The 23,303-nt window shown below is 68.3% G+C and carries 22 protein-coding genes; 17 read left to right on the top strand and 5 right to left on the bottom strand.

Annotated features, from left to right (window positions below; genetic code table 11):
• Positions 1 to 6 precede the first annotated feature (6 nt).
• The 14 genes from rbfA (at position 7) to eco (ending at position 13,680) form a co-directional block, all read left to right on the top strand.
• A complete protein-coding gene (rbfA, locus tag EV670_RS17020) occupies positions 7 to 399 on the top strand; it encodes a 30S ribosome-binding factor RbfA (RefSeq protein WP_130434355.1) in 393 nt (130 codons plus the stop codon).
• Between the two features lie 6 nt (positions 400 to 405).
• Positions 406 to 1,428 (top strand): tRNA pseudouridine(55) synthase TruB, encoded by a 1,023-nt coding sequence (gene truB / locus EV670_RS17015; protein WP_130434353.1) that lies wholly within the window; start codon positions 406 to 408, stop codon positions 1,426 to 1,428.
• Between the two features lie 15 nt (positions 1,429 to 1,443).
• The gene (typA, locus tag EV670_RS17010) at positions 1,444 to 3,264 is read left to right on the top strand and encodes a translational GTPase TypA (protein ID WP_130434351.1); all 1,821 of its coding nucleotides are present in this window, start codon (positions 1,444 to 1,446) and stop codon (positions 3,262 to 3,264) included.
• Between the two features lie 125 nt (positions 3,265 to 3,389).
• Positions 3,390 to 4,316, top strand: a complete 927-nt coding sequence (locus EV670_RS17005) for a DMT family transporter (RefSeq protein WP_207225096.1) — start codon at positions 3,390 to 3,392, stop codon at positions 4,314 to 4,316.
• On the top strand, positions 4,313 to 5,434 hold the full coding sequence (locus EV670_RS17000; protein ID WP_130434350.1) for an enoyl-CoA hydratase/isomerase family protein: 1,122 nt from the start codon (positions 4,313 to 4,315) through the stop codon (positions 5,432 to 5,434). The genes EV670_RS17005 and EV670_RS17000 overlap by 4 nt, the downstream gene beginning before the upstream one ends.
• A 76-nt stretch (positions 5,435 to 5,510) precedes the next feature.
• Positions 5,511 to 5,669: a periplasmic nitrate reductase, NapE protein gene (gene napE / locus EV670_RS16995; RefSeq protein WP_278044432.1), complete on the top strand. Its 159-nt coding sequence runs from the start codon at positions 5,511 to 5,513 to the stop codon at positions 5,667 to 5,669.
• A gap of 8 nt (positions 5,670 to 5,677) precedes the next feature.
• On the top strand, positions 5,678 to 6,007 hold the full coding sequence (locus tag EV670_RS16990) for a chaperone NapD (RefSeq protein ID WP_130434348.1): 330 nt from the start codon (positions 5,678 to 5,680) through the stop codon (positions 6,005 to 6,007).
• Positions 5,976 to 8,486 carry a periplasmic nitrate reductase subunit alpha gene (gene napA / locus EV670_RS16985; RefSeq protein WP_130434347.1) on the top strand — a complete coding sequence of 837 codons (2,511 nt, stop codon included), beginning with the start codon at positions 5,976 to 5,978 and terminating at the stop codon, positions 8,484 to 8,486. The genes EV670_RS16990 and napA overlap by 32 nt, the downstream gene beginning before the upstream one ends.
• Positions 8,487 to 8,495: 9 nt before the next feature.
• Positions 8,496 to 8,975 carry a nitrate reductase cytochrome c-type subunit gene (locus tag EV670_RS16980; RefSeq protein ID WP_130434346.1) on the top strand — a complete coding sequence of 160 codons (480 nt, stop codon included), beginning with the start codon at positions 8,496 to 8,498 and terminating at the stop codon, positions 8,973 to 8,975.
• 12 nt (positions 8,976 to 8,987) lie between these two features.
• Positions 8,988 to 9,638 (top strand): NapC/NirT family cytochrome c, encoded by a 651-nt coding sequence (locus tag EV670_RS16975; RefSeq protein ID WP_130434345.1) that lies wholly within the window; start codon positions 8,988 to 8,990, stop codon positions 9,636 to 9,638.
• 68 nt (positions 9,639 to 9,706) lie between these two features.
• Positions 9,707 to 11,383: a wax ester/triacylglycerol synthase family O-acyltransferase gene (locus EV670_RS16970; RefSeq protein ID WP_165393354.1), complete on the top strand. Its 1,677-nt coding sequence runs from the start codon at positions 9,707 to 9,709 to the stop codon at positions 11,381 to 11,383.
• Positions 11,384 to 11,392: 9 nt separating this feature from the next.
• Complete coding sequence (locus EV670_RS16965; RefSeq protein ID WP_242617023.1) at positions 11,393 to 12,235, top strand: alpha/beta fold hydrolase; 843 nt, start codon at positions 11,393 to 11,395, stop codon at positions 12,233 to 12,235.
• Positions 12,236 to 12,242: 7 nt separating this feature from the next.
• Positions 12,243 to 13,148: an alpha/beta fold hydrolase gene (locus EV670_RS16960; protein ID WP_130434343.1), complete on the top strand. Its 906-nt coding sequence runs from the start codon at positions 12,243 to 12,245 to the stop codon at positions 13,146 to 13,148.
• A 31-nt stretch (positions 13,149 to 13,179) separates the two neighbouring features.
• On the top strand, positions 13,180 to 13,680 hold the full coding sequence (gene eco / locus EV670_RS16955) for a serine protease inhibitor ecotin (protein ID WP_165393353.1): 501 nt from the start codon (positions 13,180 to 13,182) through the stop codon (positions 13,678 to 13,680).
• Between the two features lie 265 nt (positions 13,681 to 13,945).
• Here eco and EV670_RS16950 read toward each other — a convergent pair whose 3' ends face one another.
• Both EV670_RS16950 and EV670_RS16945 read right to left on the bottom strand, forming a co-directional pair.
• A complete protein-coding gene (locus tag EV670_RS16950; RefSeq protein WP_130434339.1) occupies positions 13,946 to 15,184 on the bottom strand; it encodes an SO2930 family diheme c-type cytochrome in 1,239 nt (412 codons plus the stop codon).
• 69 nt (positions 15,185 to 15,253) lie between these two features.
• Positions 15,254 to 16,672: a parallel beta-helix domain-containing protein gene (locus EV670_RS16945; protein ID WP_165393352.1), complete on the bottom strand. Its 1,419-nt coding sequence runs from the start codon at positions 16,670 to 16,672 to the stop codon at positions 15,254 to 15,256.
• Positions 16,673 to 16,892: 220 nt separating this feature from the next.
• Here EV670_RS16945 and EV670_RS16940 point away from each other — a divergent pair, with 220 nt between their 5' ends.
• The 3 genes from EV670_RS16940 to EV670_RS16930 all read left to right on the top strand — a co-directional run bounded on the left by EV670_RS16940 (position 16,893) and on the right by EV670_RS16930 (position 19,668).
• Positions 16,893 to 17,957, top strand: coding sequence for an AraC family transcriptional regulator (locus EV670_RS16940; protein WP_130434335.1), 1,065 nt, complete (start codon positions 16,893 to 16,895; stop codon positions 17,955 to 17,957).
• A gap of 197 nt (positions 17,958 to 18,154) precedes the next feature.
• The gene (dusA, locus tag EV670_RS16935; protein WP_130434333.1) at positions 18,155 to 19,177 is read left to right on the top strand and encodes a tRNA dihydrouridine(20/20a) synthase DusA; all 1,023 of its coding nucleotides are present in this window, start codon (positions 18,155 to 18,157) and stop codon (positions 19,175 to 19,177) included.
• Between the two features lie 89 nt (positions 19,178 to 19,266).
• Positions 19,267 to 19,668 (top strand): hypothetical protein, encoded by a 402-nt coding sequence (locus EV670_RS16930; RefSeq protein ID WP_130434331.1) that lies wholly within the window; start codon positions 19,267 to 19,269, stop codon positions 19,666 to 19,668.
• 22 nt (positions 19,669 to 19,690) lie between these two features.
• Here the strand turns inward: EV670_RS16930 and EV670_RS16925 are convergent, their stop codons facing one another.
• The 3 genes from EV670_RS16925 to gabT are packed head-to-tail and all read right to left on the bottom strand — an operon-like array spanning position 19,691 to position 23,288.
• Complete coding sequence (locus EV670_RS16925; protein ID WP_130434329.1) at positions 19,691 to 20,614, bottom strand: DMT family transporter; 924 nt, start codon at positions 20,612 to 20,614, stop codon at positions 19,691 to 19,693.
• Positions 20,615 to 20,623: 9 nt separating this feature from the next.
• Positions 20,624 to 21,994 carry a type III glutamate--ammonia ligase gene (gene glnT, locus EV670_RS16920; RefSeq protein ID WP_130434327.1) on the bottom strand — a complete coding sequence of 457 codons (1,371 nt, stop codon included), beginning with the start codon at positions 21,992 to 21,994 and terminating at the stop codon, positions 20,624 to 20,626.
• Positions 21,995 to 21,998: 4 nt separating this feature from the next.
• Positions 21,999 to 23,288, bottom strand: coding sequence for a 4-aminobutyrate--2-oxoglutarate transaminase (gabT, locus tag EV670_RS16915; RefSeq protein WP_130434325.1), 1,290 nt, complete (start codon positions 23,286 to 23,288; stop codon positions 21,999 to 22,001).
• Positions 23,289 to 23,303 lie beyond the last annotated feature (15 nt).

Here is a 23,303-nt window from a genome sequence, read left to right as displayed (position 1 = left end):
CCCACCATGAAGCACAAGCGTTCCATTCCCAACCGCAGCTTTCGCGTCGCCGACCAGATCCAGCGCGATCTGGCCGAGCTGATCCGCGAGCTCAAGGATCCGCGCATCGGCATGTGCACGATCAGCGCGGTCGAGGTCACGCCCGACTACGCGCATGCCAAGGTGTTCTTCTCGGTGCTGGTCGGCGATCCGGCCGCCTGCGAGGAGGCGCTCAACGAGGCCGCCGGCTTCCTGCGCAACGGGCTGTTCAAGCGGCTGCAGATCCATACCGTGCCGACGCTGCACTTCAGTTTCGATCGCACCACCGAGCGCGCGTCCGACATGAACGCGCTGATCGCCAAGGCCAACGCCACCCGCGCGCTCGACAGCGACGAGCCGTCGACCGACGAGAGCAAGTAGTAGTTCATGCGCGCCCCCCGTCAACGCATCCAGCGTCGTGCCCTGCACGGCGTGCTGCTGCTCGACAAGCCGGTCGGCCTGTCGAGCAACGATGCGTTGCAGAAGGCCAAGTGGCTGTTGCGCGCCGAGAAGGCCGGCCACACCGGGACGCTCGATCCGCTGGCCAGCGGACTGCTGCCGCTGTGCTTTGGTGCCGCCACCAAGTTTTCCCAGGTCAGCCTGGACGCCGACAAGAGCTACCGCGCCACGCTGCATCTCGGCCGCAGCACGAGCACAGGCGACGCCGAGGGCGAGATCCTGCAGGACCGCCCGGTCGATGGCCTGGACCGCGCCGCGATCGACGCCGCCTGCGCCGCCTTCACCGGCACCATCGACCAGGTGCCGCCGATGCACAGCGCGCTCAAGGTCGACGGCAAGGCGCTCTACAAGTACGCCCGCGCCGGCATCGAAGTCGAGCGCGCGCCGCGCCGCATCACGATTCACTCGATCGCCATCGTCGAGTGGCAGGCCGAGCGCCTCGTGATCGACGTTCGTTGCAGCAAGGGCACCTACATCCGCACGCTGGCCGAGGACATCGGCGAGCGGCTCGGCTGCGGCGCCCACCTGTCGGCGCTCAGGCGCACCGCCAGCGGCGCGTTGAACCTCGAACACGCCATCACGCTCGAAGCGCTGGCCGCGCTCGACGAAGGCAGCGCGCGCGAGCAACTGCTGCTGTCGCCCGACGTGCTGCTCGCCGACTGGCCGCAGATCGTGCTCGACGCCAGCGAGGCGGCCCGCTTCCTGACCGGCCTGCGGCGGCGCGTGCCGGCCGAGCCCGACCGGGCCGCCGTGCGCGTCTACGGACCGGCACCCGTGCGGGTGCCGGGCGGCCCCGAGCCGACCGCGTTGCTGGGCATGGCCCACGTCGCCGCCGGCGAACTCATTCCAGATCGACTCCTGAGCCCGATCGAAGTCCAGGCCTTGATCGGCCCGAATCTTGAGCCGGCCGTCGCGGCCGCGTTCGCAGTACAGGCCCCGGCTGGCGCCTGAGAGAGCAAGAAGAGCATGAATACCCAGATCCGCAACATCGCCATCATTGCCCACGTCGACCACGGCAAGACCACGCTGGTCGACCAACTGCTGCGCCAGAGCGGCACCTTCCGCGAGAACGAGAAGGTCGCCGAGCGCGTGATGGACAACAACGACATCGAAAAGGAACGTGGCATCACGATCCTGTCGAAGAACTGCGCCGTCGACTGGAAGGGCAAGCACATCAACATCGTCGACACCCCGGGCCACGCCGACTTCGGCGGCGAGGTCGAGCGCGTGCTGTCGATGGTCGACTCGGTGCTGCTGCTGGTCGATGCGGTCGAGGGCCCGATGCCGCAGACCCGCTTCGTCACCAAGAAGGCGCTCGCGCTGGGCCTGCGCCCGATCGTCGTCGTCAACAAGGTCGACCGTCCCGGCGCGCGCCCCGACTACGTGGTCAACGCCACCTTCGATCTGTTCGACAAGCTCGGCGCCACCGAGGAGCAGCTCGACTTCCCGGTGGTCTATGCCTCCGGCCTCAACGGCTGGGCCACGCTCACGCAGGGCGAAACCGGCACCGACCTGGCGCCGCTGTTCGACGCCGTGGTCGAGCATGTGCCGCCGCACGAGGGCGATCCCAACGGCTCGCTGCAACTGCAGATCTGCTCGCTCGACTACAGCACCTTCGTCGGTCGCATCGGCATCGGCCGCATCAACCAGGGCACGCTCAAGCCGATGCAGGACGTCTCGGTCTTCGCCGGCGAGGACAGCATCCCGTTCAAGGCGCGCGTCAACCAGGTGCTCAAGTTCGATGGTCTCGAGCGCGTCCAGGCCACCGAGGCCGGCCCCGGCGACATCGTGCTGATCAACGGCATCGAGGACATCGGCATCGGCGTCACGCTGACCGACATCGACGATCCGCTGCCGCTGCCGATGCTCGAGGTCGACGAGCCGACGCTGACGATGAACTTCTGCGTCAACACCAGCCCGCTGGCCGGCCGCGAAGGCAAGTTCGTCACCAGCCGCCAGATCCGCGACCGCCTCGATCGCGAACTGCAGAGCAACGTCGCGCTGCGCGTCAAGGACACGGATGAAGACGGCATCTTCGAGGTCTCCGGCCGTGGCGAACTGCACCTGACCATCCTGCTCGAGAACATGCGGCGCGAAGGCTACGAGCTGGCCGTTTCCAAGCCGCGCGTGGTGTTCCACGAGGTCGACGGCGAGAAGCACGAGCCGATCGAGCTGGTCACGGCCGACGTCGAGGAGCAGCACCAGGGTGGCGTGATGCAGGCGCTGGGCATGCGTAAGGGCGACCTCGTCAACATGGAGCCGGACGGCATGGGCCGCGTGCGCTTGGAGTACCGCATTCCGGCGCGCGGCCTGATCGGCTTCTCCAACGAGTTCATGAACCTGACCCGCGGCACCGGCCTGATCAGCAACATCTTCGACGGCTACGAGGCGCACAAGGGTGACATCGAGGGCCGCAAGAACGGCGTGATGATCAGCCAGGACGATGGCGAGATCGTGACCTACGCGCTCGGCAAGCTCGACGATCGTGGCCGCATGTTCGTCAAGGCCGGCGACCCGGTCTACGAGGGCATGATCGTCGGCATCCACGCCCGCGACAACGACCTCGTGGTCAACGCGGTGCGCGCCAAGCAGCTCACGAACTTCCGCGTCAGCGGCAAGGAAGACGCGATCAAGATCACGCCGCCGATCCAGCTCTCGCTGGAGTACGCGGTCGAGTTCATCGACGATGACGAACTGGTCGAGATCACGCCGAAGAGCATCCGGCTGCGCAAGCGGCACCTGAAGGAGCATGACCGCAAGCGTGCTTCGCGTGTGGAAGCGGCCTGAACGGCCGTCACACGCTTTGCGCGCTTTCGGTGCCCGATGAACGTTGGGCACCCCCAGCCCCCCCGCCAAGCGGGTGGCTCCTTCAGAAGCTTTTGCGGGCCGCTTTGCGGCCCTCTTCAATCCCGATGACCCACCGCCGCGCCGTCGCGCTGATGATCCTGGTAACGCTCCTGTGGAGCGTGGCCGGGGTCGTGACGCGCCATTTGGAGTCGGCGGCCAGCTTCGAGGTGACGTTCTGGCGCAGCGCCTTCAACGCGTTGGCGCTGGCGATCGGCCTGGGTTGCTTGTGCGGACCGCGGCTATGGACCGAGTTGCGCTCGGCGCCCGCAGTGCTGTGGTGGTCGGGGCTGTGCTGGGCGGTGATGTACACCGCGTTCATGGTCGCGATCACGCTGACCACGGTCGCGGCGGTGCTGGTGACGATGGCGATCGGGCCGCTGCTGACGGCGCTGTTCGCGCGCTTCTTCCTGCATCACCGCCTGCCGACGCGGACCTGGTCCGCGATCGCGGTGGCCGGCATCGGCATCGGCTGGATGTTCGGCCACAAGGCGATGGAGGGCGGCGCCGAACTCGGCGGCGTGCTGGTGGCACTTGCGGTCCCCATTGCCGGGGCGATCAACTGGACGCTGTTGCAGCACGTTGGCAGCAGCGCGCGGGATGCGGACTCGGAGGCCGTCGACATGCTGCCGGCGGTCCTCATCGGCGCCGTGATCTCGGCGCTGGTCACGCTGCCGCTGGCCTGGCCGCTGCAAGCCTCGGCGCGCGACATCTCCTTGCTCGCCTTCCTGGGCGTGTTCCAGCTCGCCATCCCCTGCCTGCTGGCGGTGCGATTGGCGCGGGTGCTGCCGGCGCCGGAGATCGCGCTGCTGTGCCTGCTCGAGGTGCTGTTCGGGGTGGCCTGGGTTTGGCTCGGTGCCGGCGAGGTGCCGACCCGCGCCACGCTGTTCGGCGGCCTGCTGGTGCTTGGCGCGCTGATTGCCAACGAGGCGCTGGCGCTCGTGGCCGGCCGGGGCCGCTCTGTCGAATTGCTTGCCAGGGACATCCGCCCATGAACGCCAACACCGTCCTGCTAACGCTCGTCAGCGAGGGGCACATCCGCGCCGAGCTGCGCGGCCAACTCGGCCTGATCACGCTCAACCGGCCGCAGGCGCTCAACGCACTGTCGCTGCCGATGATCCGCGACCTCACCGCGCTGCTGCTGCACTGGCGGCACGACGAGACGGTGGCCGCGGTGCTGGTGCGCGGCGCCGGGCGCGAGGGCAAGGCGCCGGCCTTCTGCGCCGGCGGCGACATCCGCTTCTTCCACCAGGCTGCACTCGCCGGCGATCCGCGCATCGAGGACTTCTTCAGCGAGGAGTACGCGCTGAACCACCTGATCCATTGCTATCCCAAGCCCTGCATCGCGCTGATGGACGGCATCTGCATGGGCGGTGGCATGGGGATCAGCCAGGGCGCTGCGCTGCGCGTGGTCACCGAGCACAGCAAGCTGGCGATGCCGGAGACGCACATTGGCCTGTTCCCCGACGTCGGCGGCGGCTGGTTCCTCTCGCGCCTGGCCGGATCGATGGGCGAGTACCTCGCGCTGACCGGCGCGGTGCTGAACGCGGCCGAGGCGATCGCGGTCGGCCTGGCCGACGTGCAGATTGCGTCGGCGCAACTGCCGATGTTGGTCGAGGTCCTGGCCGACCAGCCGATCGAATCGGCCGCTGCCGCGCTCGCGGCCGTCAAGGCGCATGCTGTGGCGTCGACCGCGCCGAAGCTGATGGCGCATGTCGCCGCGATCGATCGCCACTTCGCCGCGCCGACGCTGGCGGCGATCATCGAGTCGCTGCGCGCCGACACATCCGATTTCGCGCAGCAGACGCTGGTCACGCTGCAGCAGCGCTCGCCGCTGATGATGGCGGTCACGCTCGAACTGGTGCGGCGCGCCCGCGACCTGACCCTGGCCGAGGACCTGCGGCTCGAACGCGACCTGGTCCGCCATTGCTTTGCGCTGCGACCGGTGGCACGGAGCGAGACGATCGAAGGCATCCGCGCGCTCGCAGTCGACAAGGACCATGCTCCGCGCTGGAATCCGGCCCGGGTCGAGGACATCGATGCCGCTGAACTGGCTGCCTTCTTCGCCAGCCCGTGGCCGGCGCACGCACACCCGCTGCGCGAGCTGAACTAGGGACGGGATCGGGCGCGTTGACGCGCCCCGCTGCCGCTGCTAGAACCATTCCGTCTTCGATGGACGGAGGTTCTCAGTGGCAGAGACATCGCCCGAGATGCGGAAGAAGGAAGAGTTGCGCAGCTTCCTGTTCCTGACCGTCGTGATGGCGCCGGTGCTCAGCGTCATCATCGTTGCCGGCTACGGCTTCGCGGTCTGGATGATCCAGCTCTTCGCCGGGCCACCGATCCGCTGAAGGCCGCGATGCGCTCCACCTCGCACGCGCCGATCGAAGACTTCGGCGAACTCCACATCACGAGCCTGGTGCTGCACGCCTTGCCGCGCCATCTGCAGCGCGTGAGTCGCGCGATCGCCGCGGTGCCGGGCGCCGAACTGCACGCGACGGGACCGACCGGCAAGCTCGTCGTCACGCTCGAGGCGCCGAGCGCCAAGCAGATCATGGCCCGCGTCGCGGAGCTGCAAGGCATCGACGGCGTGATCTCGGCGGTGCTGGTCTACCAGCACGCCGAATCTCTGGCTCGAATGAACGAGGAGATACCCGATGGCGACGACGGCACGACGGATCTTCATTAAGCAATCCGCTGCCGCCACCGCGGCGGCGGTGGCCGGCATCCCGCTGCCGGGCGTGGCGCAGAACATCACCACCGATGCCGGCGCCACCCAGCTCAAGTGGTCGAAGGCGCCATGCCGCTTCTGCGGGACGGGCTGCGGGGTGATGGTGGCGGTCAAGGACGACCGCGTGGTTGCCACCCACGGCGACATGGAGGCCCCGGTCAACAAGGGCCTGAACTGCGTCAAGGGCTACTTCCTCTCCAAGATCATGTACGGCGGCGATCGGCTCACCACGCCGCTGCTGCGCATGAAGAACGGCCAGTACGCCAAGGACGGCGAGTTCGAGCGCGTCAGCTGGGACAAGGCCTTCGACGTGATGGCCGAGCAGTTCAAGCGCGTGCTCAAGGCCAAGGGGCCGACCGCGGTCGGCATGTTCGGCTCCGGCCAGTGGACGATCTGGGAAGGCTATGCCGCGCTCAAGCTGATGAAGGGCGGCTTTCGCACCAACAACCTCGACCCGAACGCGCGCCACTGCATGGCCTCGGCGGTGGCCGGCTTCATGCGCACCTTCGGCGCCGACGAGCCGATGGGCTGCTACGACGACATCGAGGCCGCCGACGCCTTCGTGCTGTGGGGCGCCAACATGGCCGAGATGCACCCGATTCTCTGGACCCGCGTCACCGACCGGCGCCTGGGCACTCCCGGCGTCAAGGTCGCGGTGCTGTCGACCTTCGAGCATCGCTCCTACGACCTGGCCGATCTCAAGCTGACCTTCGAGCCGCAGACCGACCTCGCGATCCTCAACTACATCGCGCACCACATCATCAAGACCGGGCGCGTCAACAAGGCCTTCGTCGACAAGCACACCCAGTTCCAGCGCGGCAACGACGACATCGGCTACGGCCTGCGTCCCGAACACCCGCTGCAGAAGGCGGCCAAGAACGCGGCCAATCCGGGCGGCGCGACGCCGATGAGCTATGCCGAGTTCGCGGCCTTCGTCTCCAAGTACGACCTCGACAGCACGGCCAAGCTCAGCGGCGTGCCCAAGAAGCAGCTCGAGGCGCTGGCCGAGCTCTACGCGAACCCGAAGACCAAGGTGATGTCCTTCTGGACCATGGGTTTCAACCAGCACACGCGCGGCGTCTGGTGCAACAACATGGTCTACAACATCCATCTGCTGACCGGCAAGATCGCCCAGGCCGGCAGCACGCCGTTCTCGCTGACCGGGCAGCCTTCGGCCTGCGGCACGGCGCGCGAGGTCGGTACCTTCTCGCATCGGCTGCCGGCCGACATGGTGGTCGCCAACCCCAAGCACCGGGCCCACACCGAAGAGATCTGGAAGCTGCCCGAGGGCACGATTCCCGCCACGCCCGGCTTCCATGCGGTGCTGCAGAACCGCATGCTCAAGGATGGCAAGCTCAACGCCTACTGGGTCCAGGTCAACAACAACATGCAGGCGGCGGCCAACCTCAACGAGGAAGGCCTGCCCGGCTACCGCAATCCGGAGAACTTCGTCGTCGTCTCCGAGGTCTATCCCACCGTCACCGCGATCTCGGCCGACCTGATCCTGCCTTCGGCGATGTGGGTCGAGAAGGAGGGCGCCTACGGCAACGCCGAGCGGCGCACCCAGTTCTGGCACCAACTGGTGCCGGCGCCGGGCGAGGCGAAATCCGACCTGTGGCAGCTGATGGAGTTCAGCAAGCGCTTCACGACCGACGAGGTCTGGCCGGCCGAGTTGCTGGCCAAGCGGCCCGACCTGAAGGGCAAGACCCTGTTCGAAGTGCTATACCGCAACGGCAAGGTCGACAGCTTCCCGGTCTCGCAGATCCAGGCCGGCTACGCCAACGACGAGTCCAAGGCCTTCGGCTTCTACGTGCAGAAGGGCCTGTTCGAGGAGTACGCCGCCTTCGGTCGCGGCCATGGCCACGACCTGGCGCCCTTCGAGATGTACCACCAGACGCGCGGCCTGCGCTGGCCGGTGGTCAACGGCAAGGAGACCCGGCGTCGCTACATGGAGGGCGAGGACCCGTATGTGAAGACCGGCACCGGCGTGCAGTTCTACGGCCATTCGGATGGCAAGGCGATCATCTTCGCGCTGCCCTACGAGCCGGCGGCCGAGTCGCCCGACAAGGAGTACCCGTACTGGCTCTCCACCGGGCGCGTGCTCGAGCACTGGCACTCCGGATCGATGACGCGGCGCGTGCCCGAACTGCACAAGTCCTTCCCCAACGCGGTCTGCTTCATGCACCCGGACGACGCCAAGGCGCTGGGCGTGCGGCGCGGCGACGCGGTCGACGTGGTCTCGCGGCGCGGCAGCATGCGCACCCGGGTCGAGACCCGTGGCCGCGACAAGCCGCCGCGCGGCCTGGTCTTCGTGCCCTGGTTCGACGCCAGCCAGCTGATCAACAAGGTCACGCTCGACGCCACCGATCCAATCTCGCTGCAGACCGACTTCAAGAAGTGCGCGGTCAAGATCGTGCCGGCGCGCAAGACCGCGTAGGAGGCCGCCATGAGACTCCGCTTTGCATGGATGGTGCTGGCCGCCTGTCTGCTGGGTACGCTGCTGCCGGCGCATGCGGCGCCGCTGGTCGACGCGATGCGCGGGGCCACACCGGTCGGCGAGCCGACCTCGCCGCCGCCGATGCCTCCGGTCGAGAACCGCGACCAGCGGCGCGGTCGCGCCTTCGCGATGCAACCGCCGACGATCCCGCACAAGATCGACGGCTACCAGCTCGACAAGAACTTCAACCGCTGCCTGTTCTGCCACGCCCGCGAGCGCACCGCCGAGACGCAGGCGGTGCCGCTCAGCGTCACCCACTACATGGATCGCTCGGGCAACGTGCTGGCCGAGATCTCGCCGCGCCGCTACTTCTGCCTGCAATGCCACGTCACGCAGGTCGAAGGCAAGGCGCTGGTGGTCAACGACTTCAAGGACGCCACCGCCGTGATGCGTGCCCGTGACGCCGCGCCGGCGCCCAAGAAGAAGTAGCGGGGCGCCACCATGTGGTTGCTGATCAAACGCTACTGGAAGACGATCAATCGTCCGAGCCTGCACTACAGCCTGGGCTTTCTCACGATCGGCGGCTTCGTCGCCGGCATCGTGTTCTGGGGCGCCTTCAACACGGCGATGGAGGCGACCAACACCGAGGCCTTCTGCACCGGCTGCCACGAGATGCGCGACAACGTCTACGCCGACCTCAAGAGCACGATCCACTACAGCAACCGCACCGGCGTGCGCGCGCTGTGCTCCGACTGCCACGTGCCGCATCGCTGGACCAGCAAGATGGCGCGCAAGATGCAGGCCTCCAAGGAGGTCTGGGCCAAGATCTTCGGCACGGTGAACACGCCCGAGAAGTTCGAGGCCCATCGACTCACGCTGGCCCAGCACGAGTGGGCTCGCTTCAGGGCCAACGATTCGCTCGAGTGCCGCAACTGCCACAACTACGAGCACATGGACTTCACGCGCCAGAGCCCGCGCGCGCAGGCCATGCACTCGACCTACCTGGCCGACCGCAGCAAGACCTGCATCGACTGCCACAAGGGCATCGCGCATCGCCTGCCGAATCCGCAGTCGCCGACGGCCGAAGCCGGTGGCGGTCCGGTGGCGGCGGCAGGGAATGCTGCGCCCGGCGCCATGCCGCCTAGTCGCTAGCGCAAACCCCGGCCCGCCGCGTGCGGGCGCCGGCTAGCATGACTCCGCCACTGGAGGCGGGAGACAGCATGGCGAACTTGCCGGTACCACTGAGCGGCCTCGACGCGGCCTTTCTCTACCTCGAGACGCCGCAGATGCCCATGCACGTGGGCGCACTCCATACCTTCGCACTGCCGCCGGGCTACCGCGGCGACTTCGTGGCCGATGTGCGCAAGCACATGATGGCGCGCGCGCACCTGGCGGCGCCGCTCGGGCGCAAGCTGCTGGCGCTGCCGCTGAACCTGGCCACGCCCTCGTGGGTTTCGGCCCGCGTCGATTTCGACAAGCACGTGACCGCGGTCAAGTTGCCGCGGCTGGCACGAGGCAGCAATGGCATGGCCGAGGCCGAGGCACTGGTCTCCAAGCTTCACTCCGTCCTGCTCGAGCGCGACCGGCCACTTTGGCGCTTCTACGTGCTGAGCGGCTTCAAGCCGCTGGCCGATGGCTCGTCGGTGTTCGGCCTGTACACCAAGCTGCACCACGCGGCCGTCGACGGCCAGGCCGCGGTGGCGCTGGCGCAGGCCACCCTCGACCTGCAGGCCACGGGGCGCCAGCTCGATGCACCGATCGTGCTGCCCAGGAGCGCGCGGCAGGGCCTGGCCCAGCAGCTCGGTGGCGCGCTCGCCTACCAGATGCGCCAGGTCGTCGATCTGGCCAAGGCACTGCCCGGCACCGCCAAGGCGGTCGGTGGCGCGCTCGGTCAGAAGGCGGCCAGCAGTGCACTCGACGGCGCCGCCAGCGCGCGCGACGCGATGCTCGAGGCCGCCACCCGCGCGGCGCACAAGTGGATCGAAGGGATCGAGGTCCGCGACGCCAAGGGACGGGCGCTCGCCGGCAGCACGCGCAACCTCACCATCGCGCCGCGCACGCCGTTCAACGCGACCGTCGGCCGCAAGCGCGCCTTCGCGACGGTCAGCCTGCCGCTGGCCGAACTCAAGCTGCTGCGCCAGGCCTTCGACGCCACGCTCAACGACGTGGTGCTCGCGATCTGCAGCGGCGCGCTGCGCAGCTATCTGCAGGCCCATGACGCGCTGCCCAAGGCGCCGCTGATCGCCGCGGTGCCGGTCTCGCTGCGGGCTAAGGGCGACACCAGCGCCAGCAACCAGGCCTCGATGTCGGTGGTCAGTCTCGGTACCCATCTGAGTACGCCGGCCCGTCGCGTGGCTCACATCAAGGAGGCGACCGCGGCCATGAAGACCGCGCTGCTCAACCTCAAGAGCGTGATGCCGACCGATTTCCCGACCCTCGGCGTGCCCTGGCTGCTGACCGGGCTGACCGCACTCTACGGTCGAGGCAGGCTGGCCGACCGCATTCCCCCGCTGGCCAACGTCGTGATCTCCAACGTGCCGGGCCCCTTGGTCCCGCTCTACATGGCCGGCGGCCGCATGCTGACCAATCACCCGAGCTCGATCGTCGTCCACGGCGTGGCGCTCAACATCACGGTCCAGACCTACGCCGGCGCGCTCGACTTCGGGCTGATGGCCTGCGCCAAGGCGATGCCCGACGTCGCCACCTTTGCCGAGGCGATCCACACCAGCCATGCCGAGTTGTTGAAGCTGGCTCAGCGGCAGCTGGCCAAGGGGCAGCCAGCGCCGGTGGCGAGGAAGAGGGCGCAGAAGTCGACGGCGAAATCAGTTGCCGAAGAAGCGCGAACGAAGTCGCGCCGCAAGCCGCGCTCACCATTGGTTGCAGGCGTGGGCCGCTAGCATCCGCTCATGCCACAAACCCTGTCGTCGATGAGCCTGTTCAACCGCTCCGCCCGCACCGTTCCGGCCGAGGTCAAGGCGCCGTCGCCATTGCTGCTGATGATGGAGGCGCGCGCGCCCTGGGAGCTGGCGGCACTGTGGTTGTCGGCACCGTGGCTGCGCCAGTTGGGGCGCGGCGATGGCCACCCGGTGCTGGTCTTCCCCGGCCTCGGCGCCAACGATGTCTCGACGCTGCCGCTGCGCAACCTGCTGCGCCAGCTCGGCTATGCGCCGCAGCCCTGGAACTTCGGCTTCAACTTCGGGCCACGTCAGGGTGTGCTGCGCGGCTGCGTCGAGCATGTGCGCGAACTGCACGAGCGCCATGGCCGCCCGGTCAGCCTGATCGGCTGGAGCCTGGGTGGCGTCTACGCCCGCGAGGTCGCCAAGCTGCTGCCGGCCGAGGTGCGCTGCGTGGTCACGCTTGGCACGCCCTTCGCGGGGCCGCCGCGCGCCAACAACGCCTGGCGCTTCTACGAGCTGGTGAGCCGGCAGAAGCTCGACGACGAGCACGAACTGCGCGCGCAGTTGCACGTGGCGCCGACGGTGCCGACGACCTCGATCTACTCGCGCAGCGACGGCATCGTGTCCTGGCCCTGCAGCCTCAACGAGGCGGCGCCGCACACCGAGAACATCGAGGTCGTCGCGAGCCACACCGGGCTTGGCGTCAATCCGCTCGCGCTCTACGCGATGCTGGACCGGCTGGCGCAGGACCCCAGGCGCTGGCGCCGTTTCGACCGCCCGGCGGCGCTGCGCTGGCTGATGGATCACGGGCCGGCGCGGCCCGAGACCGCCCAGGCAAGCAACGCGGCCTGATCCTCCGATGCAGGTTCAGGCCGGCGGCACCCGCCTCGAGGTGCAGATCGACGGGCCAGCCGACGGCGAGCCCTTGCTGCTGATCATGGGCCTGGGCATGCAGCTCGTCGCCTGGCGCGAGGGCCTGGTCGAGCAGCTGGCGGCGCGCGGCTTCCGGGTGATCCGTTTCGACAACCGCGACATCGGGCTGTCGCAGCGCTTCGATGAACTCGGCACGCCCAACGTGGTGTGGCAGGGCCTGCGCTACGCACTGCGCCTTCCGGTGAGCGCGCCCTACACCTTGCGCGACATGGCCGCCGACGGCGCGGCCCTGCTGACGGCACTCGGCATTTCGAGTGCGCATGTCTGGGGCGCCTCGATGGGCGGCATGGTGGCCCAGCGCCTCGCGGCCGAGCATCCGCAGAAGGTTCGCAGCCTGACGCTGATGATGACCAGTTCCGGCGCGCGCCACTTGCCGCAGGCCAGCGCCAGGGTGCGCGGTGCGTTGCTGTCGCGTCCGGCCTCGGGCAGCGCAGAAGACATCGTCGAGCACTACGTGAAGCTGTTCCGCCTGATCGGCAGCCCGCAATATCCGGCGCCGGAGCCGGAGCTGCGCGCCTTCCTGCATGGCGTGGTGCAACGTGCCGGCCCGCGCTCGGCGGCCGGTGTCGCGCGCCAGCTCACCGCCATTGCCGGCGATGGCGATCGCACGCCGCTGCTGGCACGCATCAAGGTGCCGACCAGCGTGATCCACGGTGCGGCCGACCCGCTGGTGCCACCGGCCAACGGCTCGCAGCTGGCACAGGCGATCGGCGGTGCTCAACTGGACATGATCCCCGGCATGGGCCATGACCTGCCGGCACCGCTGTGGCCGCGTTTCGTCGACCGAATCCACGAGACGGCGCTGCGCGCGGGAGCCTTCGGCGCCGGATAGAGTCGAGGCTCACGACAACGGAGCAGCGTCGATGAAGAAGGTGATCTGTGGCCTGGGCATGTTGCTCGGGCTGGCCGTCCAGGGTGTTGCCGGTGCCGCGACCGACGACCTGAAGCCATTCCCGGCCGCGAAGGCCGGACAGCAGCGCTTCGTCATCCGCCTGCCCGAGGTCGACAAGCCCGACGAGCACCGGCTCGAGCTGATCGTCGGCAAGACCCTGCAGGTCGACTGCAACCGCCACATGATGGGCGGCACCGTCACTACCAAGACGGCGCAGGGCTGGGGCTTCGACTACTTCGTGGTCGGCCCGGTCGGTGGTGGAGCCTCGACGATGATGGCCTGCCCGCCGGACATGCCCAAGCGCGAGGAGTTCGTGCGCGCGAACCTGCGCACCCCGCACGGCAGGGCCGAGGCCGGGCTGCTGCGCTACAACCCGAAGATCCCGGTGGTGGTGTTCGTGCCGGACGGGGTCGAGCTGCGTTACCGGGTCTGGCGCGCCGACAGCGCGATGGCGACGGCCGGGCGCGAGTAGGGTTCGCCGCGCCTTCATTGGCGCGGGCGTGCCGCAACGGCTCGCTCAACGAGGGTCTTCAGCGCTCAGCGTGGCCATGGCAGACGGTGTTTGCGGCCACGGCAGCCGCAGCGCCGCCAGCTTGCCGATGTGACGGCCCGGTTCGGCGCCGGTTGCGTTGACCGTGTGGTTGCGGATGCCGCCGGTGGTGGCCGGCCTCCGACGCTGACGCGAGGGTCACGCCCACGGCGCAGCCCTCGCGCAGCAGCCGGTCCGGGCGACCGAATTACTCGGAGCAGGCGGTCAGCGCGGACGGAGCCGAGCTGAGTTGCCGGATCCAGTCGCTCACCATCGACGTGGCTTCCTTGTGAACCGTCTGGCGCCCGACCACCGGCATGGTTTGGCCGGCCTCTGTATGGGCCATGCGGTACAGCAGGATGGACGATTCGGGGCTGCCCGGGTTGATGTCATAGGTGTAGCCCGGCAGGCCGGTTCCGGCATAGGCCAGCGGCTTCTTGCAGACGCCCCAGAGGTTCGTGGCCGAGGAGCCGATGTCCTCATGGGTCAGCCTAAGTCCCGACTGGGATGCGTTGCCCTTGCCGTTGTGGCAATGCGCGCAGTTCACATCCAGATAGGCCTTGGCACGGTCGCCCAGCGACTTGGCGGTATCGGCCCAGTCGACGTTGACCGGTGCACCCGACAGGCCCGGGAAGCTGGCCAGCAGTTGCAGTTCGTCCAGGTGGACGAGCTGGTTCTGAACGACGCCCTTGGCGTATTCATAGTCCTTGTTCAGATTGCGCACCTTCGGTCCGATCGGCAGCGTCGGACCCGAACCACCCGATTCGGTGGCATGGCACTTCTGACAGGTCTGCGCGTTGGGCACCACATAGGTGAACTTCTCAGGGGCGCCGACCGGCGCGACCAACTCCATCTCCACGTACTTGCCGCTGGTGTTCAGCGACGCGTCCTTCTGGTCAGCGTCCCAGACGTAGGTTGTTCCGGTCCATTGGCCGCTGGCCTCCAGCACCAGGATGCGGGTCTCGATCAGGCGATGCGTGGTCAGGTCGATGGTGCTGCCCTGCGGACTGATGCTCGCCTTGCCGACCGGCAGGTAGTTGGCTGGATCGGTCCCCTGGGCCCTGGGAAAGTAGAAGGTCTTGTAGATCGCGGTGCCTACCGGGAAGTCGAGCGTGCCCGTGGTCGTGTAGTTGATCTTCTTGCCGGCCGGCACGTACAGCCCGCGCATCTTCAGCGCGTAGTCACTGAACAGGGCGGAGGACAGGTCATAGGGGACTACGGCGGTGTGGTGCGACAGCTTGCTGCCGTCGCTGCGCACTGCATTCCATTGCGACAGTTTGGGCGGCGCCTCGGCCGCGCGGAACACGACCGGCAGGGTCGCCGCGGGCGGTGCGGGGGGCGCGCCTGGCGTGTCGCTGTCACCGCCGCCGCAGGCGGCCAGGATCAGGGCACTCAGGGCAGAGCTGAGGCCCCACTGCAGGCTTCGAATCAGCGACTTGGCTGGCATGGGATGACTTTCGGTTCGGCGCAGGGGCCCACCACCGATGGGCCCTGCGCTCGGCTCGGACGTGATGGATCAGGACGGATAGCCGGTCACGGGGGGCAGCGTGATCGTGCAATCCATGCGGGTCGGGTTCGGGAAGTCGAAGCTTGCCGTGCCGGTCAGCATGCCGAACAGGTTCAGGGCGAGGTTCTCGTAGCTCACGCCGACACTGGCGGCAGGCGGTGTCACGCCGTTGCTCTTTGAGCAGATCTTCTGGTTGCCGGTGTAGTCGCCACCGATCGGGTAGCCGGTGGACAGATCGACGCCGGTGCCGGTTGCCGGATCGACGATGCCATCCCACATGACTGCCGGGAAGCTCTTGTAGCCTGCCATGAAGGGGTCGGCGAAGTCCTGCAGCCCGCCTGCGCTCGATGGCTGGGCAAACGCACCGCCTGGGTTGTAGCCGAAGTCCGAGATCGTGTTGTGGTGGACGTAGGCGCCGCGGCCGAAGTTGTCGTACGGCTTGCCCTGGCTGTCCAATGTGCCGCTGGTGTCCTGCTCGCCGGCCGCGTAGGCCGTGATCAGCAGGACGCCCGTGGTCTGGTGGCGGCTGATGATGTTGCCGGTGATCTCGACGTTCTGCGATGCCAGCACCATCACGCCGGTGCCCGGCGGAATGGTCAGCACCAGCCCCGTTGCATTGGCGAACGGCGGCGTGTTGTTGTCGACGATGGTGTTGTTGCGCACCAGGATGTTCTTGGTGTCCTTGAACCGGGGAGGCGCCTTCAACGCAAAGATCAGGATGCCACCGGTGTTGTCGTGCACCAGGTTGTTCTCGACGATCGCGTTGTGCGAGTTCTCGATCTCCACGCCGGCCACGTTGTTGGCCACTTCGTTGCCGGCCACCAGGATGTTGGTCGACTGGCCGACATAGACGCCGGCATCGCGCGTGCCGACCACCTTGCTGTTGACGATCTTGATGTTGTCGCTACTGACCGGATACAGGCCATAGGCCATCCTGGACGTGCCGAAGGGGTTGATCGTCCACTCGGCGCGCAGGGTGTCCATGACGATGTCACGCGACTGGTTGACGAAGATGCCGTTGCCCGATGCGTCCTCGATGGCGAACTTGCGGAACACCGCCGTCTCCAGGCCCGAGGTGTCCATGCCGTTCTGCGTCAACGCCTTGGCGAAGGACAGGATGGTGTTGGACGTCGGGTCCGTGCCGTTGCCGGCACCCAGGATCGTGATGCGCTTCTTGTTGGTGATCTGCAGAGGACCCTTGAAGCTGTACTTGCCGGCCGGCAAGGTGATGGTGTCGCCTTCCTTGGCTGCCTGGAAGATCGCGTTCAGGTCGATGTCGTTCATCTGGGCCGCGGTCACGACCGTTCCCTGAACAACGGGGGCAACCGGCGCTGCGGGCGCTGCCGGCGTGTCGCTGTCACTGCCGCCACAGGCCACCAGAGTCATGGCCACCAGCAAGGCCGAGGGCAGGGTCCGAGCGAAACGCATGCTTGATCTCCGGAGAACGTCGATGAGTGGATGTCGAATGGCCAGCTTGCACAGACCGTCCGCCGGGAACATGGCTCGCCGGCGCCAGTGCGGCATCTGAACAAGGGCAATGGTGCGACACTCGTCACTTGAGCCCTTGACTTCAAAGGACATTTGCTTGACTCTTAAGGACATAAGGGTAAAAGACATCAGGGTAAGAACTCAGCGCGCCTGACACCGGATGACATCGCTCGTTCGCACCACGGTTCTGCATGGCTATGAGAAGTTGGCGCGATCGATCGGCGCCGACCCGGCGCATGAGTTGAAGCGCGTCGGCCTGTCGCTGGAGGCGCTGAAGAACCCGGACAGTTTCATCTCGTTCATTGCGTGCATCCGGGTCCTGGAGCACACGGCGAGCACCGCGAATTGCCCGGACCTGGGCCTCAGGCTCATCCAGGCGCAGCAGTCAGGCGTCCTCGGCCCGCTGACCGCGCTGATGCGCCACGCGCCGACGCTCGAGCAGGCGCTGCTCGCTGGCTCGCGCCATCTTTTCGTCCTGAGCCCCGAGATTCACTTCGCGGTCGCGCCCGTCGCATCGGACCGACATCTGGTCGACCTGACATTCGAGATCGCGGTGCGGCAATTGACGGCCCGCGCGCAGATCGTCGAGCAGTCACTCGGGTTCATCGTCCAGGTGCTGCGCTTGGTGACGCAGGGCCGGGTCCGGCCGTTGCTGGCGTTAGTGCCACACAGCCGCCTCGGTTCGCTGCGGCGCTACGCCGAGGTGCTGGGCTGCGAATGCCAGTTCGACACGCCGGTCGCCGGTATCCGGATCGCGGCCAGCGACCTTGCCATCCCGCTGCCCGAACACAACCCGCTGCTGCAGCAGATGGCACAGACCTACATCGAGGAATGCTTTGGCTCGCCGCAGCAACTGTTCTCCGATCGGGTCCGGCTGCTGATCCGCCGATTCCTGGACAGCCAGTCCGCGACCCTGCCGGTCATTGCCGACGACCTGGCAATTCACCCAAAGACGCTGCAACGCCGCCTGCTGGCCGAAGGCCATCAATTCAAGGATCTCCTGGACGAGGTCCGGCGCGACCGCTTCCTTGAACTGGTGGCGCAATCGGGCGCCTTCAGCCTGACCCAACTGGCCTTGCTGCTGGGCTATTCGGAGCAGGCGGCGCTCACCCGCAGTTGTCGGCGCTGGTTCGGTTGCTCGCCCACCGTCCTACGCCGCCGCTCGCTACCGAACCCCTCAGAGTCGCCACCGGCCATCGCCCGGGCATCGAGTCCGCCTGCTTGAGGCTTGACCCAGTTCCCTGCGTCGACCTGAGCACGCTGGCGTGCCTTGTGGCGGTTCGCGGCAGCTATGCCGAAGCGTCGTCGCGGGCGGCCTCGAAGAATGCAAGGGCGGCACGGGGAGAATGCGAGTTCGCGCTGCCCGCAGTCGAGGGCGCGCTGGCCTCACAGCGCCCCGTTCCCGCCCGACGATCGATCGCGATGACCGACACCACACAGAAGAAGTTTCCCGGCTGGCGCCTCTCGGTCGCGCCGATGATGGAGTGGACTGACCGCAACTGCCGCGTCTTCCATCGCCTGCTGACGCAGCGCACGCTGCTCTACACCGAGATGGTGACGACCGGCGCACTGATCCACGGCGACGTGGCGCGCCATCTCGACTTCCACGATGTGGAGCATCCGGTGGCTCTGCAACTCGGCGGCAGCGAGCCGGCCGACCTGGCACATGCGGCGCGGCTGGGCGCGCAATGGGGCTATGACGAGATCAACCTCAACTGCGGCTGCCCGAGCGAGCGCGTGCAGCGCGGTGCCTTCGGCGCCTGCCTGATGGCCGAGCCGGCGCTGGTGCGCGACTGCGTCAAGGCGATGGTCGATGCGGTGGCGCTGCCGGTGACCGTGAAGCACCGCATCGGCATCGACCAGGGCGAGAGCTACGAGTTCGTGCGCGACTTCGTCGGCACCGTGGCCGAGGGTGGCTGCCGCGTCTTCATCGTCCACGCCCGCAACGCCTGGCTCAAGGGCCTGAGCCCGAAGGAGAACCGCGAGATCCCGCCGCTGCGCTACGAGATGGTCTACCGGCTCAAGCGCGACTTCCCGGACTTCGCGATCGTGCTCAACGGCGGCGTCACGACCGATGTGCAGATTGCCGAGCACCTGCAGCATGTGGACGGCGTGATGCTCGGCCGCCATGCCTATCACGAGCCGTGGGCGCTGGCCGTATGGGATGCGGGCTTCCTCGGCGCCGGGCACGCGCCGGCGACCGCCGCTTCGCGATCGGCTGTCGAGGAGGCCTGGGTTGCACACCTCGACTCGCTGCATCGCGCCGGACAGCCCTGGATGAGCGCGATGCGCCACGCGATGGGTCTGTGGAACGGGGTGCCGGGTGCGCGCCGGTGGCGTCAGGTCTGGTCCGACCACCGGCTGCGTGGGGAGTCGCCGCGCGCCGTGCAGCAGCGCGCGGCCGAGGCGATGCGGCAGGCACTGGCCGAGACCTCGACCGGTTGATCTTCCCGGTGCGCGGGCTAAGTTGAACTGACATGGCCCCGGCCCGGGTGCCGCCCTCGTCCGCACGGCCATGGCACGAGGGGACGATCATGCTTGGTGAACGCATCGGTGAAAGCAAGGGCCAGGTCATTTCGCAGCGGGTGCTGCCCAGCGACGGCGGCCCGAAGATGGAGACCAGCTTCCGCACCCAGGGCACGCTGCTCGGCGTGGGGACCAGCGAGACCGGCACCTACTGGTCCCGGCTGCGCCCCGATGGCACGCTGTACGGCGAGGGCCAGGGCATCGTGATGAGCGCCGAGGGCGACGCCGCCACCTGGGTCGGGCAGGGCGTCGGAACACTGAAGAAGGACGGCTCGGCGAGCTACCGGGGCGCGGTGTACGTGCAGACGGCCTCGCCCAAGTGGGCCGGACTCAACAGCATCGCCTGCGTCTACGAGTACGAACTCGACGCGCAGGGTGCGACGCGTTCGCAGCTCTACGAGTGGAAGTAGCGCCAAGGGCGCGGGCCGGTGCTCAGGGGTGAACCGACGCGGCCGCGCCTGACCGCGTCGCCAGCACCACGCCGGCCAGCGCCAGCGCGAAGGCCGCGCCGTGCAGCCAGCCGGCCGGCTCGCCCAGCACCAGAACGCCGACCGCCGCCGCGCCGACCGGCAGCATCACGGTGAACACCCCGGCCGAGGCCGCCGGCACATGGCGCAGCCCGGTCATCCAGAGCCAGACCGTGACCATGCTGGCGGCAATCGAATAGAACAGCAGCAGCGTCCACAGCGGCGGCGTCACGCCGGCGAAGTCGAAGCTCAGCGCCTGCCACAGGCCGAAGGGCGTGACCAGCGCCAGGCCCCAGAGATTGACGATCGCGCTGATGCGCTTGGGCGAGACGCTGCCGGTCAGCCGCTTGCCGATCACCACGTAGCTGGCCTCGCAGAACACCGCGGCCAGCAGCAGGGCCTGTCCGAGCAGCGAGCCGCCGCCACCGGCAGCGTCGCCGTGACCGGCAAGGGCCAGCAGCGCGATGCCGGCCACCGCGCAGCCGATGCCGGCCAGCTGCGCGCGGCCGATGCGCTCGCGCAGGAAGGCCCAGGACAGCAGCGCGACCGCGGCCGGGATCGCCGCCATCGTGATGCTCGCCGCCAGCGCCGAGGTGAGCTTGACGCCGTAGAGCATGCAGATCGAGAACAGGAAATTGCCGAGGAAACTCTCCCAGAACAGCAGCACGCGGTCATGGCGCGACAGCGGCGCCTCGCCCGGCGCGCGCGGCAGCCAGTGCAGCATCGCCACGGCCGCGATGCCGAAGCGCAGCCAGGCCAGCAGCAGCACCGGGAACACCGCCACCAGCGTGCGCGACAGGCCGACGTAGCTGCCGACCAGCGCCATGCTGGCGGCGAGCGCCGCGTAGGCCCACCAGGGCGGCGGTGCGGCCCGGCCTAGCCGCGACATGCCGGCATGTCAGAACAGCGCGCCATAGCGCGCATGTTCCCAGTCGCTGACGTGGCGGGCGTACTCGATCCACTCGGCGCGCTTGAGGCGCACGAACTCGGCGTGCAACGTGTCGCCGAGCGCGCCGTGCATCACTTCGCTGGCCTCGAGCGCATCGACCGCCTCGCCCAGCGACTGCGGCAGCAGGCCGATGCCCCGGCTGCGGATAGCCGCCAGCGGCAGTGCGAACAGATCGTCTTCGCAGGCCGGCGGCAGCGGCAGTTCGCGGTCGATGCCGTCGAGGCCGGCGGCGATCAGGCCGGCCGTGGCCAGATAGGGGTTGGCCGCGGCGTCGGGCGTGCGCCACTCGAAGCGATCGCCCAGCGTGCGGATCATCGCGGTGCGGTTGTTCGGGCCATGCGCCACGTAGGCCGGCGCCCAGGTCGTGCCCGACAGCGACTCGCCGACCACCAGCCGCTTGTAGCTGTTGACGGTGGGCGCGGCCAGCGCCGACAGCGCCGCGCTGTGTGCCAGCACGCCTGCGATGAAGTGCTCGGCCAGCTTGGAGAGTCGGCCACCCTCGCCGGCAAACAGACCCTGGCCGCCGCGCCACAGCGAGACGTGGAAATGCAGCCCGCTGCCCGGCTGGTTGGCAAAGGGCTTGGGCATCATCGAGAACACCGCGCCCTGCTGCTCGGCCAGCGCATGGGCGGCGAGCTTGAACAGCATCAGGTTGTCGGCGCTGCGCAGCGCCTCGTCGAAGCGGAAGTTCAGCTCGAACTGGCCATGCGCGTCTTCATGGTCGATCTGCTCGACCTCGAGCCCGGCCGCCTCGAGCGCAGCGCGCAGCGCGTGCAGGAAGGGCAGTTGGCGCGGCAGGCTCTTCAGGTCGTAGCTTGGCTTGTCGAGGCGGTCGGCACCGTCGAAGGGCTCGTAGCGGCCGCCTTCGCCCCGCCTGAGCAGGAAGAACTCGGGCTCGATGCCGGTGGAGAGCATCCAGCCACGCTCGGCCAGCCGCGCGGTGGCGCGCCGCAGCACCTGGCGCGGGCAGGCGTCGAAGGGCGCTCGGTCGACGAAGCCGTTGCCGACGATCAGCGCCACGCCCGGCATCCACGGCAGCGCGCGCAGCGTGCGGGTGTCGCCGCGCGCGTAGTACTCGGAGCGCGGCCCGGTGCGCGGCAGCGCGGTGCCCCAGATCGACGGGCCGGCAAAGCCGGCACCGGTCCTGAGCACGGTGCCGATCTGGGCCAGCGGCACGAACTTGCCCTTGGCCGTGCCATGGACGTCGGTGAACTGCACCAGCAGCGTGTGCACGCCCTGCGAGGCGAGCGACTCGCGGGTGGCTTCGAGGTAGCCGGCGTCGATGCGGTGGTGCGGGCCGGCGTCTTGAGGGTCGAGCATCGGTTCAGGTCCGTGCTGCCACCAGGGCAGCCTGCAGGATGGCGAGGGCCTCGTCGAAGATCTCAAGCTCGATCGTCAGCGGGAACAGGAAGCGCAGCACGTTGCCGTTGACGCCGCAGCTGAGCAGGATCAGGCCGCGCGCCAGCGCCTCGGCCTGGACGCGCTTGGTGAAGTCGGCGTCGGGTTCATCGGAGCCGGCGCGGTTGAACTCGACCGCGACCATCGCGCCGAGCCCGCGCACATCGACGATCTGCGGCACCTGCGGGCGCATCGCCTCGAGCGTGGCCTTGAGGCGCAGGCCGAGCTGGGCGCCGCGCTGCGGCAGCTGTTCCTCCTGCATCACCTCGATCACCGCATGCGCGGCGGCAATCGCCAGCGGGTTGCCGGCGTAGGTGCCGCCGAGGCCGCCGGGCGCCGGGGCATCCATGATCTCGGCCTTGCCGGTCACGGCCGACAGCGGCGTGCCGGCCGCCATCGACTTGGCGATCGTCATCAGGTCGGGCACCACGCCGGTCGAGTCGAAGAAGTGCTGCATCGCGAACAGCTTGCCGGTGCGACCGAAGCCGGTCTGCACCTCGTCGGCGATCAGCACGATGCCGTGCTCGTCGCACAACTCGCGCAGCCACTGAACCGCCGCGGTGGTGATCGCGTTGAAGCCGCCTTCGCCCTGCACCGGCTCGAAGATGATCGCGGCGACCCGGGCCGGCTCGATCTCGGTCTTGAAGATGTGCTCGATCGCCTTCTGCACCATCGCCAGGTCGGTACCCTCGGCCGGGAAGGGCGCGTGGTAGATCTCGGGCGGGAAGGGTCCGAAGCCGAGCTTGTAGGGCACGACCTTGCCGGTCAAAGCGACCGCGAACATCGAGCGGCCGTGGAAGGCGCCGCCAAAGGCGATCACGCCCGAGCGCTTGGTGTGGGCACGCGCGATCTTGATCGCGTTCTCGATGGCCTCGGCACCGGTCGAGAAGAAGCAGGTCTTCTTGGCATGCGTGCCCGGCGTGAGCTGGTTGAGCTTCTCGGCCAGCGCGATGTAGCTCTCGTACGGAACGACCTGGTAGCAGGTGTGGCTGAAGCGTTCGAGCTGGGCCTGCACCGCGGCCACCACCTTCGGGTGCCCGTGGCCGACGTTCATCACCGCGATGCCGCCGGCAAAGTCGATGAAGCGGCGGCCTTCGACATCCCACAGCTCGCTGCCCTGCGCACGATCGGCGAAGAAGCTCGCCATCACGCCGATGCCGCGCGGGGTGGCGGCGGCCTTGCGGGCCATCAGTTGTTCGTTCTTCGAGTGGTTCATGGCGTACTCCTCAAG

This window comes from Rivibacter subsaxonicus, from assembly GCF_004217215.1.
In the GTDB taxonomy this organism is placed as follows: Bacteria; Pseudomonadota; Gammaproteobacteria; order Burkholderiales; family Burkholderiaceae_C; genus Rivibacter; species Rivibacter subsaxonicus.
Note: the sequence above shows the minus strand (reverse complement) of the source record. Positions and strands in the feature narration are given on the sequence as shown.